Genomic DNA, 14996 nt, shown 5'->3' with positions numbered 1-14996 from the left:
GAAACCCGACGTCTTAGTTCGAGTCTGGACCGTAGATGTCGAAGTTGAAGTACTTCTTCTCGATTTCTTTGTACTTGCCGTTGGCGCGGATGGCGTCGATGGCCTTGTTGATGCGCTCGCGGTTGGCGTCGTCGCCCTTGCGCACGGCGATGCCGACGCCGTCACCGAAGTACTTCACGTCGGTGAACGATGGGCCGACGAAGGCAAAGCCTTTGCCAGCATCGGTTTTCAGGAAGCCGTCTTCGAGCAGGGTGGCGTCGGCCACGGTACCGTCGAGGCGACCGGCGGCGACGTCCAGGTAGATTTCGTTCTGGGTGCCATAAGGCACGACAGTGGCACCCTTGGGAGCCAGCACTTCCTTGGCGAAGCGGTCGTGGATCGAGCCGCGCTGCACGCCGATTTTCTTGCCCTTGAGTTCGTCGAGGCTGTCGCTGACAGTGGTGCCTTCCTTCATGACCAGGCGCGCTGGAGTCAGGTAGTAGCGCTTGGTGAAGTCGACCGACTTCTTGCGGTCGTCGGTGATCGACATCGACGACAGGATGGCGTCGATCTTGCGCACCTTCAGTGCCGGGATCAGGCCGTCGAACTCTTGCTCGACCCAGGTGCACTTGGCCTTCATCTCTTCACAGAGGGCGTTGCCGATGTCGTAGTCGAAACCGGCGATGCTGCCGTCTGGCTGCTTGAAGGCGAATGGTGGGTAAGCGGCTTCGATGCCGATCTTCAACGGTTTTTCATCGGCCTGCGACACCAGGGAAAACACAGAAAGCGCCAGGGCGCCAAGCAGTGCGAGCTTCTTCATCAGGTAACTCCATCGGTACGGGGCAATACGAGGCAGGGGTAACAACTGCCCGATATGCGAATGGGTACAACGCGAGCCGCGCAGGTTTCGACCAAGGTCGCAGACCACGAGCGAGTGAGTGGCATTTTAACGACAGCCCGGTAGTCGATATTTCTTCAAAGCGACAACTACTTACAGAAGCGCTTGAAATCGCGGCGGGCGATGTTGACAGCTTTTGCAAAACATGCAAGAGCTCGAGAGAAATAACCTGTAAGCCAAGCAATTACCGGGCCTATTATTGGCAAACCCTTGCGATACGGCAAGTGCAGCGTTTCACCTTGCTCAGAACAGCCAGGCGAACGCACTGAAATGGCACGAACCTGTTTCCCTGCGCCCCGATCCTGTGCGAAATCGGTGACAGAAGAGTTACCGATGATTGTCGGGTAACAGTAAAGCAAAAACCCCGCCGGTTGCCCTGGCGGGGTTCAAGTAGGTCTCCCTCTTGAGGCAGCGGGTTCACCCGCGAAGACGTCGGCAGCGTTACCGGCCTCTTCGCGAGTGAACTCGCTCCCACAGGACAGGCGATCAGCCCTCAGGGCAGGGTCAGGCCGAAGCCAGGCTCATCGCTTTGTGAGTGTCGATCAGGTGTTGCACCACACTCGGGTCGGCCAGGGTCGAGATATCACCCAGAGCATCGTATTCGGCAGTGGCGATCTTGCGCAGAATACGCCGCATGATCTTGCCCGAGCGGGTTTTCGGCAGCCCCGGCGCCCACTGGATCACATCCGGCGAGGCAATCGGGCCGATCTCCTTGCGCACCCAGTTTTTCAGCTCCAGGCGCAGCTGCTCGCTCGGCTCGATGCCGGCATTGAGGGTGACATAGACATAGATGCCTTGCCCCTTGATGTCGTGGGGCACGCCAACCACTGCAGCTTCCGCCACCTTGGCATGGGCGACCATGGCGCTTTCGATCTCGGCGGTCCCCATGCGGTGGCCGGACACGTTGAGCACATCGTCCACGCGGCCGGTGATCCAGTAGTAGCCATCCTCGTCACGACGTGCGCCGTCACCGGTGAAGTACATGCCGCGGAAGGTCTTGAAGTAGGTGTCGACGAAACGGTCATGGTCACCGTACAGCGAACGCGACTGGCCCGGCCAGGAATCGAGGATCACCAGGTTGCCTTCGGCCGCCCCTTCGATCAGGTTGCCCAGGTTATCCACCAACGCCGGCACCACGCCGAAGAACGGACGGGTCGCCGAGCCCGGCTTGAGGGCCGTGGCCCCTGGCAGCGGGCTGATCAGCACGCCACCGGTCTCGGTTTGCCACCACGTATCGACGATCGGGCAGCGCTCCTTGCCAACCGTCTTGTAGTACCAGTTCCACGCCTCAGGGTTGATCGGTTCGCCCACCGAGCCCAGCAGGCGCAGGCTGGAACCGTCGGCGCCCGCTACGGCTGCCTGCCCTTCGGCCATCATGGCGCGGATCGCGGTCGGTGCGGTGTAGAGGATGTTGACCTTGTGCTTGTCGACGATCTTCGACACGCGGGTGATGTCCGGGTAGTTAGGCACTCCTTCGAACAGCAGCGTGGTGGCGCCGTTGGCCAGCGGGCCGTAGACAATGTAGCTGTGGCCTGTAACCCAGCCGACATCGGCAGTGCACCAGTAGACTTCGCCCGGGCGGTAGTCGAACACGCGCTCATGGGTCAGCGCCGCATAGACCAGGTAGCCACCGGTGGTGTGCAGCACGCCCTTCGGCTTGCCCGTGGAGCCGGAGGTATAGAGGATGAACAGCGGTTCCTCGGCGCCCATTTCCTTCGGTGCACAGTGGCTGGAAGCAACCTTCATCAGGTCTTCGAACCAGATGTCGCGGTGCTGGTGCCAGGCGATCTCGCCACCGGTGCGCTTGCACACGATGATTTTCTGCACGCTGTTGGTTTCCGGGTTGGTCAGCGCCAGGTCGACGTTGGCCTTGAGCGGGGTACGACGGCCACCACGCAGGCCCTCATCGGCGGTGATGACAACCTTCGACTTGCAGTCGATGATGCGGCCGGCCAGTGCTTCCGGGGAGAAGCCGCCGAACACCACCGAGTGGATCGCACCGATGCGGGCGCACGCCAGCATGGCGACCACGGCCTCGGGGATCATCGGCATGTAGATGGTCACCACATCGCCACGGTGCACGTCCTGACCGCGCAGGGCGTTGGCGAACTTGCAGACCTGCTCGTGCAGTTCACGGTAGGTGATGTTGCGGTGTTCGGAAGGGTCGTCGCCTTCCCAGATGATTGCCAGTTGGTCGCCGCGCTCTTCGAGGTGGCGGTCCAGGCAGTTGGAGGAGACGTTCAGAGTGCCGTCGGCAAACCACTTGATATCGACATGGTGGTCATCGAACGAGGTCTGCTTGACCTTGGTGAACGGCTTGATCCAGTCAAGACGCTGGGCCTGCTCACGCCAGAAGCCGTCCGGGTTGATCACCGATTGCTGGTACATGGCCTTGTAGGTGGCCTCGTCGGTCAGGGTAGTGGCCGCAACCTCGGGACGAACGGGATACAGTGGAGCCGCACTCATCTGTGTTACCTCGGTGTAATAGTTGTTTTTGTATGGAACCGTTTGTAACTGTACCAGAGCGGGAAAAACCATACGACGATGGTAGTAGCGCGACAGCGAAATCTTCATGCGAACGGCACAGAAGGCTCTAGCCCGCAGCTGTCGGCCCGGCAAGGGAAAAATGCGACAACGCCTCCCGGCGGATTGTTACAGATTATGGAAAAAGGCAAAAAAACTTTATCAAAACGCCATCTGTTTCCCTTAGTTGCCCAGGCATAAGATTCACCTCGCCAGCAACGGCAAGGCGATTAACTACTGGAAACAGCCCCCACGAAGGCAATCAGTTAATCCCTCTCTAATTCTGATAGTTGAACTTTGGCAGTACTCGCGGCGCCACAAGCGCCGCGTGCCCCCTCACGACCTTAGACAGGTAAAATGAAAATGAAAGCTTTACTGGTATTGGTACTTGGCGGTCTTTGCGGCGCGGCGATGGCCGGCGAAGCAAACAATGTCGAGCAGATTCCGGTTGAACAGTACAGTTACTCGCAGCACCTGGACATTGCCCGCGTCATCTCCATGAGCGAAGTGCCCAACGTGTGTGAAGTCGTGCCAGCCCGCATGACCTACGAGGACTCCAAGGGCCAGAAGCACATTCTCGAATACCGCGTGATGGGGAACGGCTGCTCCAACGGCTAAGCCTTGAGATTGGGGCCCCTGCGGGGCCCTTCGCGGGCAAGCCCGCGAAGAATATTGCACAAGATTAACAGGCTATTAATGATCCGGTTTAATCTGCGGACTTGCCCAATGAGTAATCCCTTAACTTATTGGCAATCGTAGTATGCGAAACCCCCAATCTTTTCCCTAAAGCCCGGCTACTTGGAAACTCCCCCATCAGACTTTCCAGTACGGCCTTTTCAAATCGTCCGACAATCTGCGCAAGATCCCCGTCCAGCGAAAACTCGCCCAACGGTTGCCGCACGCCGTAATCCGGCAAGCGAATGTGCTCGCCTTTCACCACCCCGCCTTCGCATAACGAAACCGCCTGGAACAGCACGTTCTCCAACTGCCGCACATTGCCCGGCCAGTGATACTGACTGAGCTTGTCCATGGCCGCCGGTGCCAGGCGTGGCATGGCGCAGCCGATCTGCCGGCTGGCCTGGTCGAGGAAATGCTGCACCAGCCCTTCCAGTCCATCCATGCACTCGCGCAGTGGCGGAATGTGCAGCGACAGGACGTTGAGCCGGTGATACAAGTCCTGGCGGAACTCGCCACGGGCACACAGCTCGGACAGGTCCACCTGGGTAGCACAGATCACCCGCACATCCAGGTACACCTCTTCGTCGCTGCCGACGCGACGGAAGCACCCGTCCTGGAGGAAGCGCAGCAGCTTGACCTGCAAGCGCGGGCTCATCTCCCCCACGCCATCGAGGAACAGGGTGCCGCCGGCGGTCAACTCCAGCAGCCCCAACTTGCCCTCGGCACGTGCCCCCTCGAAAGCCCCGGGGCCATAACCAAACAACTCGGTCTCGGCCATCGACTCGGGCAGGCCAGCGCAGTTGAGGGCCATCAAAGGCGCTTGGCCACGCGGACTGGCCAGGTGGCAGGCGCGGGCCAGCAATTCCTTGCCGGTGCCGGTCTCGCCTTCGATCAGCAGGGGCGCATCCAGCGGCGCCATGCGCCGCGCCTCACGCACCACCGCCGCCATTACCCGCGAACTCTGGAAGATGCTGTCGAAGCCGCGCAATTCCTGTTTGCGCACGTTGTAGATGCGCTCCCCGATGCGGTCGGCGCGGTGCAAGGTGAGCACGGCGCCGGCCAGGGCCTCGCTGTCGTCATGCTCGGACTGCAGCGGCGCAATATCGGCCAGGAACACGTCACCTTTGACCTTGATGCGCAGGCCATTGATGCGCGACTTGTTGGCACGCACCAGTTCAGGCAGGTCGAAATCCTCGACATAGCGCGCCAGCGGCATGCCCGGCACTTCGTCGACGCGAACCCCTAGCAACTGCGCCGCAGTGCGGTTGGCCGCCACGATGCTGCCACCCATGTCGACCGACAATACCGGGAAATCCAGCGCGCCAAGCAGTGCGTTGAGTTCCATATGCCGGCGCTCGCTGGGCATCAGGCCGACGCGCTTGACACCGAATACGCCAGCGATCGACTCGAACTTGGGCCGCAATGCCTGGAACTGCAGATTGATCAGGTTCGGGCAATGCAGGTAGATGGCGTTGCCATGGTCTCCACCCACCTCGCCGCGCAGCACGTTGATGCCGTATTCCACCAGCAGGTTGAGGATGTCGCGAAGAATGCCGATGCGGTTCTGGCAGTGCACTTTGATACGCATGGATGCTCTCGAAGCGGCGAGATTTTTCAACCTCGCTCACAAAATTCGTAAAGATAAGCTGACAAAAACCCCATCAAGGGCAGCTTGATGAGCCGGATTTTCCGGCATGCGCGGCATTTTGTAAAATAATCGTTACGCAACACAGGCCAAAGAGCCCCCGGCAGCAGCGTCGACCCTCGTGCAAATCACCCAGTGAAGGGATATTCCTAGGTCATGTCGTGGACATAACAAGAAAAGCCTCACCAGGAGAGCCACATGAAACAGACGCAATACGTGGCACGCGAGCCCGATGCGCATGGTTTTATCGACTACCCGCAGCAAGAGCATGCGGTATGGAACACCCTGATCACCCGCCAGCTGAACGTCATCGAAGGCCGCGCGTGCCAGGAATACCTGGACGGCATCGACCAGCTCAAACTGCCCGATGAGCGCATTCCGCAGCTGGGCGAAATCAACAAGGTGCTGGGTGCCACCACCGGCTGGCAGGTTGCCCGCGTACCGGCGCTGATTCCCTTCCAGACATTCTTCGAGCTGCTGGCAAGCAAGCGCTTCCCGGTCGCCACCTTTATCCGCACCCCGGAAGAACTGGATTACCTGCAAGAACCGGACATCTTCCACGAGATCTTCGGCCACTGCCCGCTGCTGACCAACCCGTTCTTCGCCGAATTCACTCACACCTACGGCAAGCTCGGCCTGGCCGCGACCAAGGAACAACGCGTCTACCTGGCGCGCCTGTACTGGATGACCATCGAGTTCGGCCTGATGGAAACCGCGCAGGGCCGCAAGATCTATGGCGGCGGCATCCTCTCCTCGCCGAAGGAGACCGTCTACAGTCTCTCTGGCGAGCCTGAGCACCAGGCCTTCGACCCGATCGAGTGCATGCGCACGCCGTACCGTATCGACATCCTGCAGCCGCTGTACTTCGTGCTGCCGAACATGAAGCGCCTGTTCGACCTGGCCCACGAAGACATCATGGCCATGGTCCAGCAAGCCATGCAGCTGGGGCTGCACGCACCGAAATTTCCACCCAAGGTCGCTGCCTGAGCGCCTTGCCGATAACAACTCGAAGCGGAAAACACACCCATGAATGCCTTGAACCAAGCCCACTGTGAAGCCTGCCGCGCTGATGCACCCAAGGTCACCGACGAGGAACTGGCGGTACTGATCCGCGAGATTCCGGACTGGAACATCGAAATCCGCGATGGCCACATGGAACTGGAGCGCGTATTCCTGTTCAAGAACTTCAAGCAGGCCCTGGCCTTCACCAATGCCGTGGGCGAAATCGCCGAAGCCGAAGGCCACCACCCTGGCCTGATGACCGAGTGGGGCAAGGTCACCGTGACCTGGTGGAGCCACTCGATCAAGGGCCTGCACCGCAATGACTTCATCATGTGCGCACGCACCGACAAGGTCGCCGAGACGGCTGAAGGCCGCAAGTAACCACCAACGACAGGGCCTGATGGCCCTGTTTTTTTGCCGCAATCCGTCCGGTATCCGCCCGCAAAACCGACAAGTGACGGGGAAAAATTACAAACTGTCATCCAGACTTGTGTATCCTGCCCACGCTTCATGAAGCTCCAAACGCGCCTGGCGCAGACTTTTCACTCACACTTGCGAGGAATGACGAGATGCATGAAATCCCGAATCTTCCCTTCCCAAGCCTGAACCCCGAAGAGCCATCCGTTACCGTCCACGCCGAACCGACGCCTGCCGTCGATCAGGATGGTGACGACCAATCCAGCGCTGACCAGGAATAAACCGCGCATCCCTCCGACTGTGTGAAAACGGCTGACCTGCGGGCTACCCCCGTCATCACGTTTTCACACCGTCACGAACCTCTGCCACGAAGATCCCATGCCTGACTCACCGCGCCCTCTTGCGGTCACCCTGCAAGTCGTTTCCATCGTCCTGTTCACCTTCATCGGCTACCTGAACATCGGCATCCCCCTCGCCGTACTGCCCGGCTATGTGCACAACGACCTCGGCTTCAGCGCCGTGATCGCAGGCCTGGTGATCAGCGTGCAGTACCTCGCCACCCTGCTCAGCCGCCCTACCGCCAGCCGTATCATCGACAACCATGGCAGCAAGAAGGCGGTCATGTATGGCCTGGCAGGCTGCGGCCTGAGCGGTGTGTTCATGCTGGCCTGTGCCTTCCTCACCCACCTGCCTTGGGTCAGCCTCGGCTGCCTGCTGGTCGGCCGGCTGGTGCTGGGCAGTGCGGAAAGCCTGGTGGGTTCCGGCTCGATCGGCTGGGGCATCGGCCGGGTCGGTGCCGAGCACACCGCCAAGGTCATTTCCTGGAACGGCATCGCCAGCTATGGCGCGCTGGCCATCGGTGCGCCACTGGGCGTGCTGATGGTCAAAAGCCTGGGGCTGTGGAGCATGGGAACGAGCATCCTCCTGCTGTGCGCCCTGGGCCTGCTGCTGGCCTGGCCGAAGCGCGCAGCGCCTGTGGTCAGCGGCAAGCGCCTGCCATTCATGCAGGTGCTGGGCAAGGTGTTCCCGCATGGCTCGGGGCTGGCGCTGGGCTCGATCGGCTTTGGCACCATCGCCACCTTCATCACCCTGTATTACGCCAGCCGCGGTTGGGCCAATGCGGCGCTGACCCTGAGCCTGTTCGGCGCCAGTTTCATCTGCGCGCGGTTGCTGTTCGGCAACCTGATCAACCGGATCGGTGGGTTCCGGGTGGCAATCGTTTGCCTTTCGGTGGAAACACTGGGGCTGTTGATGCTGTGGATGGCGCCCAATGCCGAGATGGCACTGGCGGGAGCAGCGCTGAGTGGCTTCGGCTTCTCGCTGGTGTTCCCGGCGCTGGGCGTGGAAGCGGTGAACCAGGTGTCGGCGGCCAACCGCGGGGCGGCGGTGGGGGCGTATTCGCTGTTCATCGACCTGTCGCTGGGGATTACCGGGCCGCTGGTGGGTGCAGTGGCATCGGGGTTCGGGTTTGCTTCGATGTTTCTGTTTGCCGCGGCGGCGGCGTGCTGTGGGCTGGTGTTGAGCCTTTATCTGTACCGGCGGGCCCGGCTGGAGCGCGGCTAGTAAAGCTGGGAGCGCTTTGCGCTCCTTTCGCGATACAAGGCCGCTCCTACAGGGGATCGCATTCTCTTGTAGGAGCGGCCTTGTGTCGCGAAAGGGCTGCATAGCAGCCCCCGGGGCCCTCAAGGTCAGCGCTTGGCGTACTGCAACACCACTTCCAGCGGGTGGCGCATCTGCCGCTCGGTCATGCGCTTGACCTGGCTGCGGCACGAGTAGCCGGTCGCCAGCGCCTCGCCTTCCTTGTCCAGCTTGGTCGCCCACGACTGCTCGAAGATGGTGCGTGAAGTCGCCTGGTTGCGCGCCTCGTGCCCGTAGGTACCGGACATGCCACAGCAGCCGGTCGCCTCGGTCACCAGCTTCAACCCCAGGCGGGCAAACACCTGCTCCCACTGCTTGGTACTGGCTGGCACGTTGGTCTTCTCGGTGCAGTGCGCCATCAGGCGGAAGTTGCCCGGCGCGGTCGGCGCCTGTTCCGGCAGCACATCCATCAGCCACTCCTGTGGCAGCTTCACCTGCGGGCACTCTTCCAGGCCCGGCACCTTCTGGTACTCCTGGCGGTAGACCAGGGTCATCGCCGGGTCCAGGCCCACCAGCGGCACGCCGCAGTCAGCCAAGGCCTTGAGCTGGGTCGCATTGCGGATCGCCGCCTTGGCGAAGGCGCCGAGGAAGCCCTGCACATGCAGCGGCTTGCCGTTGGCGCTGTACGGCGCCAGGAACACCCTGTGCCCCAAGCGATGGGCCAGCTCGATGAACGCGGCCAGCAGCGGCGTTTCGAAGTAGCGGGTGAAGGCATCCTGCACCAACACGATGCTGCGCTCGCGCTGGGCCGGGGTCAGCTCGCGCAGGGCCGGCACGCTGGCCACGCCGACGCGGCAGCGGGTCAGGGTCGACTGGAAGTTGAAGCGGCTGATCAGCGGGCTGTCGACCATGCCGACCTTGTCCGCCAGCAGCTTGCTGACCCACTTCGAGCCCATCACCGCGTTGTACAGGCCAGGCGCATGGGCCAGGTACGGAATGGTGAATTCCAGCGAGCCGATCAGGTAGTCACGCAGCGGGCGCTGGTAGCGGCCGTGGTATAGCTCGAGGAAGCGCGAGCGGAAGTCCGGCACGTTGACCTTGATCGGGCACTGCCCGGCGCAAGACTTGCAGGCCAGGCAGCCGGCCATGGCGTCATACACCTCATGGGAAAAGTCTTCCTGGCCCTGGTTGCGGGCGCGGTTGTTGCGCAGCCGCGCCGGCAGCCCCTTGAGCCACGACACCTTGTTGCGCGCCGCCGCCAGCACGTCGATGTTGGCCTCGCCCTGCAAGCGCAGCCATTCGCGCATCAGCGAGGCACGGCCCTTGGGCGAATGCTGGCGTTCGCGGGTGGCCTTCCACGACGGGCACATGGCGTCGTTGGGGTCGTAGTTGTAGCAGGCGCCGTTGCCGTTGCAGTGCACGGCGCTGGGGAAGTCCTGCCACACGCGCTCATCGATGGTGCGGTCGAGGTCGCCTCGCAGGGTCACGCCGTCGACCTTGGTCAGGCCTTCGGCGCTGTCTGGCGGGGTGCAGATCTTGCCAGGGTTGAGCTGATTGTGCGGGTCGAAGGCGCCCTTCAGACGCTGCAATGCAGGGTACAGTTCGCCGAAGTACTCCGGCACGTATTCCGAGCGCAGGCCCTTGCCGTGCTCCCCCCACAGCAGGCCGCCATAGCGTTTGGTCAGCGCGGCCACGGCGTCGGAGATCGGCTTGACCAGCGCAGCCTGGGCCGGATCTTTCATGTCCAGCGCCGGGCGCACGTGCAGTACGCCGGCATCGACATGGCCAAACATGCCATAGGCCAGGCCGTAGCCGTCGAGCAGCGCGCGGAAGTCAGCGATGTAGTCGGCCAGTTGCTCTGGCGGCACGGCGGTGTCTTCAACGAACGGTTGCGGGCGCACTTCACCTTCGACGTTGCCGAGCAGGCCCACCGAACGTTTGCGCATGGTGTAGACGCGGGTCACCGCTTCGGCGCCCTCGGCCAGGGTATGGCCCAGGCGCTCGACACTGGTATCGCGCTGCAGGTGGTCGATGAAAGCCTGGACCCGGGCATTGACCTCGGCCGGCTCGTCGCCACAGAACTCCACCAGGTTGATGCCCAGGGTCGGGCGCTCGGGGTCGGCCGGGAAGTACTCGGCAACGCTGTGCCAGACAATGTCCTTCATTGCCAGCATCAGCACCTTGGAGTCGACCGTCTCGATCGACAGCGGCTTGAGCGCCATCAGTGCATTGGCGTCGCGCAGGGCGTCCATGAAGCTGGTGTAGCGCACGTTGACCAGCACGGCATACTTCGGGATCGGCAGCACATTGAGCTTGGCTTCGATCACATAGCCCAGCGAGCCTTCGGCACCGCACAGCACACTGTTGAGGTTGAAGCGGCCTTGTTCGTCACGCAGGTGCGCGAGGTCGTAGCCGGTCAGACAGCGGTTGAGCTTGGGGAAAGTGGTCTCGATCAATTCGCTCTGGGTTTCCTGGATCTCCCGGGCAATGCGGTACACCTCACCAACCCGGCCAGGCGCGGCGCAGGCCTGCTCCAACCCAGCGTCGTCAATCGGCAGGCTGTGCAGGCGCTCGCCGCCGAGCAGCACAGTGTGCAGTTCCAGCACGTGGTCGCGGGTCTTGCCATAGGTGCAGCTGCCCTGGCCGCTGGCGTCGGTGTTGATCATGCCGCCGACAGTGGCGCGGTTGGAAGTCGACAGCTCAGGGGCGAAGAACAGGCCGTGGGGCTTGAGCGCGGCGTTGAGCTGGTCCTTGACGGTACCGGCCTGGACCCGCACCCAGCGCTCCTCGACGTTGATTTCGAGGATCTGGTTCATGTGCCGCGACAAATCGACGACGATACCGTCGGTCAGCGACTGGCCGTTGGTGCCAGTACCACCGCCACGTGGGGTCAGCTTGACCTGCTGGAAACGCGGCTCACCCATCAGGGTGGCGACACGCGCCACGTCATCGGCGTCCAGCGGGAACACCGCCGCCTGAGGCAGGCGCTGGTAGATCGAGTTGTCGGTGGCCAGCACCGTACGGGTGCCGTAGTCAGCGCTGATCTGGCCACGGAAGCCGCTGTTGCGCAGGGCTTCGAGGAATTCGGGGTAGTTGGCGCTCGGCGCAAGGGTCGACAGCTGGGCGATCATCGAAGGATGGCCTCTTGATAGTGGCTAATTCACGGGAATCCTGTCGCTCCGGCATGCATTGCTTCATGCAGGGATGACGTATAGACCAATGTTCCTGTAGTTTCGCTTCAGGGGCAAACGGATAATCCTGCCGCTATCAATGACTTTTATGAATGAATTACCGCCACCTGACTCCATCCATGTCGCTGCTGCTGGCTTTCGAGGCCGCGGCCCGGCATGAAAGCTACACCCGCGCCGCCGCCGAACTGTCGCTGACCCAGAGCGCGGTCAGCCGTCAGGTGCAGGCCCTGGAGCAGCAACTGGGCCTGACCCTGTTCCGCCGCGAGGGCCGCCAGGTGCAGCTGACCGACGTCGGCCGGCTGTACCAGCGCGAGCTGAGCGAGGCGCTGGGGCGCATACGCAGCGCCACCTTGCAGGCGCTGGCCTACCAGACCGGGGTCGGCACCCTGCGCCTGGCGACCCTGCCCACCTTCGGCTCGAAGTGGCTGCTGCCGCGCCTGCATGCGTTCTACAGCGCCCACCCGGGCATGCTGGTGCATATTCATTCACGCATCGAAGCGATCAACTTCGACACCAGCGAGATCGACGCCGCCATCGGTGTGGCCAGCCATGACCTGCCGGGCCTGATCTGCCATCGGCTGCATGCCGAGGAACTGGTGGTGATCCTGCCGCCTGAAGCGGGTGGCGACGCCCAAGGCTGGAGCCCGGCGCGGATCAGTGAAGAGGTACTGTTGAACGTCGCCAACAACCCGCACGCCTGGGGCGAGTGGTTTTCCCACCACGCCCTGCCGCACCGGGCGATGCGCCTGGGGCCGAGCTTCGAACTGACCTCGCACCTGATTCAGGCGGTGCGGGCCGGGATCGGCATCGGCCTGGTGCCGAGGATCCTGGTGGAGGAAGAGTTGGCCAAGGGCGAGTTGTTCAGCCCGGGGGCGACGTTTGCCAGCCAGCGCAGTTATTACCTGATCTATCCGCCCAGGAACGAGGCATTGCCATCCTTGAGGGCGTTTCGCAGTTGGCTGCTGGAACAGATCTGAAACCTGTGCCGGCCTCTTCGCGGGCAGGCCCGCTTCCACAGGTACTCCACAAGTCTCAGGCCTGTGGTGATCCTGTGGGAGCGGGCGCGCCCGCGAAGAGGCCGGTACAGGCAACAAAAACCCGACGCCAGTCACCTGACATCGGGTTTCTTCAACTAGCCAAAGATTTACTTGGCCACGGCACCGGCAGTGCCATTGGCCTGCGGCCGGCGCTTGCCCTTGGCCAGGTACGCCAGCAGTATCGCCGCCAGCCACACCGGGATCGCATACACCGACACCTGGATGCCTGGAATCATCAGCATGATGCCCAGGATCAGCACCACGAAGGCCAGCACCACATAGTTGCCGTACGGGTACCACAATGCCTTGAACAGCGGCTTCTGGCCAACACGGTCAAGGTGCTGGCGGAACTTCAGGTGCGAGTAGCTGATCATCGCCCAGTTGATCACCAAGGTCGCGACCACCAGCGACATCAGCAGCTCCAGCGCATTCTGCGGCATCAGGTAGTTGAGCAGCACAGCTATCAGGGTCACACCCGCCGACACCAGGATCGAACGCACCGGCACGCCGCGCTTGTCGACCTTGGCCAGCGAGGCCGGAGCATCACCCTGCTCGGCCATGCCCAGCAGCATGCGGGCGTTGCAGTAGGTACCGCTGTTGTAGACCGACAGCGCTGCGGTCAGCACCACGAAGTTCAGCAGGTTGGCCGCCACATCGCTGCCCAGCAGCGAGAACACCTGGACGAACGGGCTGCTGCCATAGCTGCCGCCGGACGCATCGATGCTGGAGACCAGGTTGTCCCATGGGGTCAGCGACAGCAGCACGACCAGAGCGCCGACATAGAAGATCAGGATGCGGTAGATGACCTGGTTGATCGCTTTCGGGATCACGGTCTTTGGCTTGTCGGCCTCGGCGGCGGTGAAACCGAGCATTTCCAGGCCACCGAACGAGAACATGATGAACGCCAGGGCCATCACCAGGCCGCTGACACCATGCGGGAAGAAGCCGCCGTGGCTCCACAGGTTGCTCACCGAGGCGTCAGGGCCGCCGTTGCCGCTGGTCAGCAGGTAGGCACCCAGGCCGATCATGCTGACGATGGCTACGACCTTGATGATGGCGAACCAGAATTCAGCCTCACCGAAGAACTTCACGTTCATCAGGTTGATGGCGTTGATCAGCACGAAGAATGCGGCTGCCGTGACCCAGGTCGGGATCTCCGGCCACCAGTAATGCACGTACTTGCCTACCGCCGACAGCTCCGACATGCCCACCAGGATGTACAGCACCCAGCAGTTCCAGCCCGACAGGAAACCGGCAAAGCCCCCCCAGTAGGTGTGTGCGAAGTGACTGAACGAGCCGGCCACCGGCTCTTCGACGATCATTTCGCCGAGTTGGCGCATGATCATGAAGGCGATGAAGCCGCATATCGCGTAACCGAGGATCATCGACGGGCCGGCTGATTTCATCACGCCTGCCGAGCCGAGGAACAGGCCGGTACCAATCGCGCCGCCGAGGGCGATCAACTGGATGTGGCGGTTCTTCAGGCCCCGCTTGAGCTCGCCTGAATGCATGTTTTGTCCACTCATGAACGAAGTCACCTGCATTGTTTTTATCTGTGACGGAATCGGACCCACCGCGCTCGTGGCGCAGCGGAATGGGCAAGGTGGTTACCTTGGGTTTCCTGCCAACGGATACCGCCGGGGCGGATCAGCCAGGTGTGGGCAGGAGTGCGCGGTACGCAAGAGGGTCACAGGTAAAACGCGGCGCACTGTATACCCCTGCAAACGCGCAGGCGTCAACGCGTTGCATCGTTTCCTTGGGAAAAAACGCAGCGATCCTGTGGTAGGAGCCTGAAAAGGCGAAGTGATCGGCGTACATGGCGCCTCCATTTGTTGTTCTGTCGGCCCGGCTCTGTGGACGGGCTTTTGCACATGGCAATGAGCGCTATATCACCGTGGTACGGGGGTTCGGGCAATATGGAGCAATGAGGAAGCTGGGGGTTTGCGGAGGGTGGCGCGGCAAGTTCTGTTTACACCAACAAGAAAAATCCGAATTGCGGGCTAATTTCAGCCCGTTCTGTATAAATTTCTTTACATGGTGGTTTGCAA

The 14996-nt window shown here is 61.9% G+C and carries 10 protein-coding genes; 5 read left to right on the top strand and 5 right to left on the bottom strand.

All coding sequences use genetic code 11. The annotated features are described in order from the left end of the window. Positions 1 to 13 precede the first annotated feature (13 nt). Both ACTORR_RS21960 and acs read right to left on the bottom strand, forming a co-directional pair. Complete coding sequence (locus ACTORR_RS21960; RefSeq protein ID WP_054887054.1) at positions 14 to 799, bottom strand: ABC transporter substrate-binding protein; 786 nt, start codon at positions 797 to 799, stop codon at positions 14 to 16. A 582-nt stretch (positions 800 to 1381) separates the two neighbouring features. Then, the gene (acs, locus tag ACTORR_RS21955) at positions 1382 to 3343 is read right to left on the bottom strand and encodes an acetate--CoA ligase (RefSeq protein WP_054887055.1); all 1962 of its coding nucleotides are present in this window, start codon (positions 3341 to 3343) and stop codon (positions 1382 to 1384) included. Positions 3344 to 3763: 420 nt separating this feature from the next. Between acs and ACTORR_RS21950 the strand changes: the two genes are divergently transcribed. Further along, positions 3764 to 4018 (top strand): DUF2790 domain-containing protein, encoded by a 255-nt coding sequence (locus ACTORR_RS21950; RefSeq protein WP_085675843.1) that lies wholly within the window; start codon positions 3764 to 3766, stop codon positions 4016 to 4018. Between the two features lie 88 nt (positions 4019 to 4106). Here ACTORR_RS21950 and ACTORR_RS21945 read toward each other — a convergent pair whose 3' ends face one another. Next, entirely contained in the window at positions 4107 to 5666 is a 1560-nt protein-coding gene (locus tag ACTORR_RS21945; protein WP_054887057.1) for a sigma-54-dependent transcriptional regulator, read from the bottom strand. Positions 5667 to 5921: 255 nt separating this feature from the next. Between ACTORR_RS21945 and phhA the strand changes: the two genes are divergently transcribed. From phhA to ACTORR_RS21930, 3 genes are all read left to right on the top strand, one after another. Continuing rightward, positions 5922 to 6710, top strand: a complete 789-nt coding sequence (gene phhA / locus ACTORR_RS21940; protein ID WP_313365589.1) for a phenylalanine 4-monooxygenase — start codon at positions 5922 to 5924, stop codon at positions 6708 to 6710. Between the two features lie 39 nt (positions 6711 to 6749). Continuing rightward, complete coding sequence (locus ACTORR_RS21935) at positions 6750 to 7106, top strand: 4a-hydroxytetrahydrobiopterin dehydratase (protein WP_054887059.1); 357 nt, start codon at positions 6750 to 6752, stop codon at positions 7104 to 7106. A 414-nt stretch (positions 7107 to 7520) separates the two neighbouring features. After that, positions 7521 to 8705, top strand: coding sequence for an MFS transporter (locus tag ACTORR_RS21930; RefSeq protein ID WP_054887060.1), 1185 nt, complete (start codon positions 7521 to 7523; stop codon positions 8703 to 8705). Between the two features lie 125 nt (positions 8706 to 8830). Here ACTORR_RS21930 and ydiJ read toward each other — a convergent pair whose 3' ends face one another. Beyond that, a complete protein-coding gene (ydiJ, locus tag ACTORR_RS21925; RefSeq protein ID WP_441343892.1) occupies positions 8831 to 11851 on the bottom strand; it encodes a D-2-hydroxyglutarate dehydrogenase YdiJ in 3021 nt (1006 codons plus the stop codon). Positions 11852 to 12003: 152 nt separating this feature from the next. On the opposite strand from ydiJ, the gene ACTORR_RS21920 reads away from it, so the two are divergent. Next, a complete protein-coding gene (locus ACTORR_RS21920; RefSeq protein WP_313365799.1) occupies positions 12004 to 12888 on the top strand; it encodes a LysR substrate-binding domain-containing protein in 885 nt (294 codons plus the stop codon). A gap of 167 nt (positions 12889 to 13055) precedes the next feature. Here ACTORR_RS21920 and ACTORR_RS21915 read toward each other — a convergent pair whose 3' ends face one another. After that, positions 13056 to 14474, bottom strand: a complete 1419-nt coding sequence (locus ACTORR_RS21915) for an amino acid permease (RefSeq protein WP_313365800.1) — start codon at positions 14472 to 14474, stop codon at positions 13056 to 13058. Between the last annotated feature and the right edge of the window lie 522 nt (positions 14475 to 14996).

It is taken from the genome of Pseudomonas sp. SAR267, assembly GCF_052077595.1.
Taxonomy (GTDB): Bacteria; Pseudomonadota; Gammaproteobacteria; order Pseudomonadales; family Pseudomonadaceae; genus Aquipseudomonas; species Aquipseudomonas vlassakiae.
Note: the sequence above shows the minus strand (reverse complement) of the source record. Positions and strands in the feature narration are given on the sequence as shown.

Excerpts from the sequence above, each read along its gene's own strand:
- ACTORR_RS21960 (WP_054887054.1), bottom strand. The coding sequence starts at position 799 with ATGAAGAAGCTCGCACTGCTTGGCGCCCTGGCGCTTTCTGTGTTTTCC.
- acs (WP_054887055.1), bottom strand. The coding sequence starts at position 3,343 with ATGAGTGCGGCTCCACTGTATCCCGTTCGTCCCGAGGTTGCGGCCACT.
- ACTORR_RS21950 (WP_085675843.1), top strand. The coding sequence starts at position 3,764 with ATGAAAGCTTTACTGGTATTGGTACTTGGCGGTCTTTGCGGCGCGGCG.
- ACTORR_RS21945 (WP_054887057.1), bottom strand. The coding sequence starts at position 5,666 with ATGCGTATCAAAGTGCACTGCCAGAACCGCATCGGCATTCTTCGCGAC.
- phhA (WP_313365589.1), top strand. The coding sequence starts at position 5,922 with ATGAAACAGACGCAATACGTGGCACGCGAGCCCGATGCGCATGGTTTT.
- ACTORR_RS21935 (WP_054887059.1), top strand. The coding sequence starts at position 6,750 with ATGAATGCCTTGAACCAAGCCCACTGTGAAGCCTGCCGCGCTGATGCA.
- ACTORR_RS21930 (WP_054887060.1), top strand. The coding sequence starts at position 7,521 with ATGCCTGACTCACCGCGCCCTCTTGCGGTCACCCTGCAAGTCGTTTCC.
- ydiJ (WP_441343892.1), bottom strand. The coding sequence starts at position 11,851 with ATGATCGCCCAGCTGTCGACCCTTGCGCCGAGCGCCAACTACCCCGAA.
- ACTORR_RS21920 (WP_313365799.1), top strand. The coding sequence starts at position 12,004 with ATGAATTACCGCCACCTGACTCCATCCATGTCGCTGCTGCTGGCTTTC.
- ACTORR_RS21915 (WP_313365800.1), bottom strand. The coding sequence starts at position 14,474 with ATGAGTGGACAAAACATGCATTCAGGCGAGCTCAAGCGGGGCCTGAAG.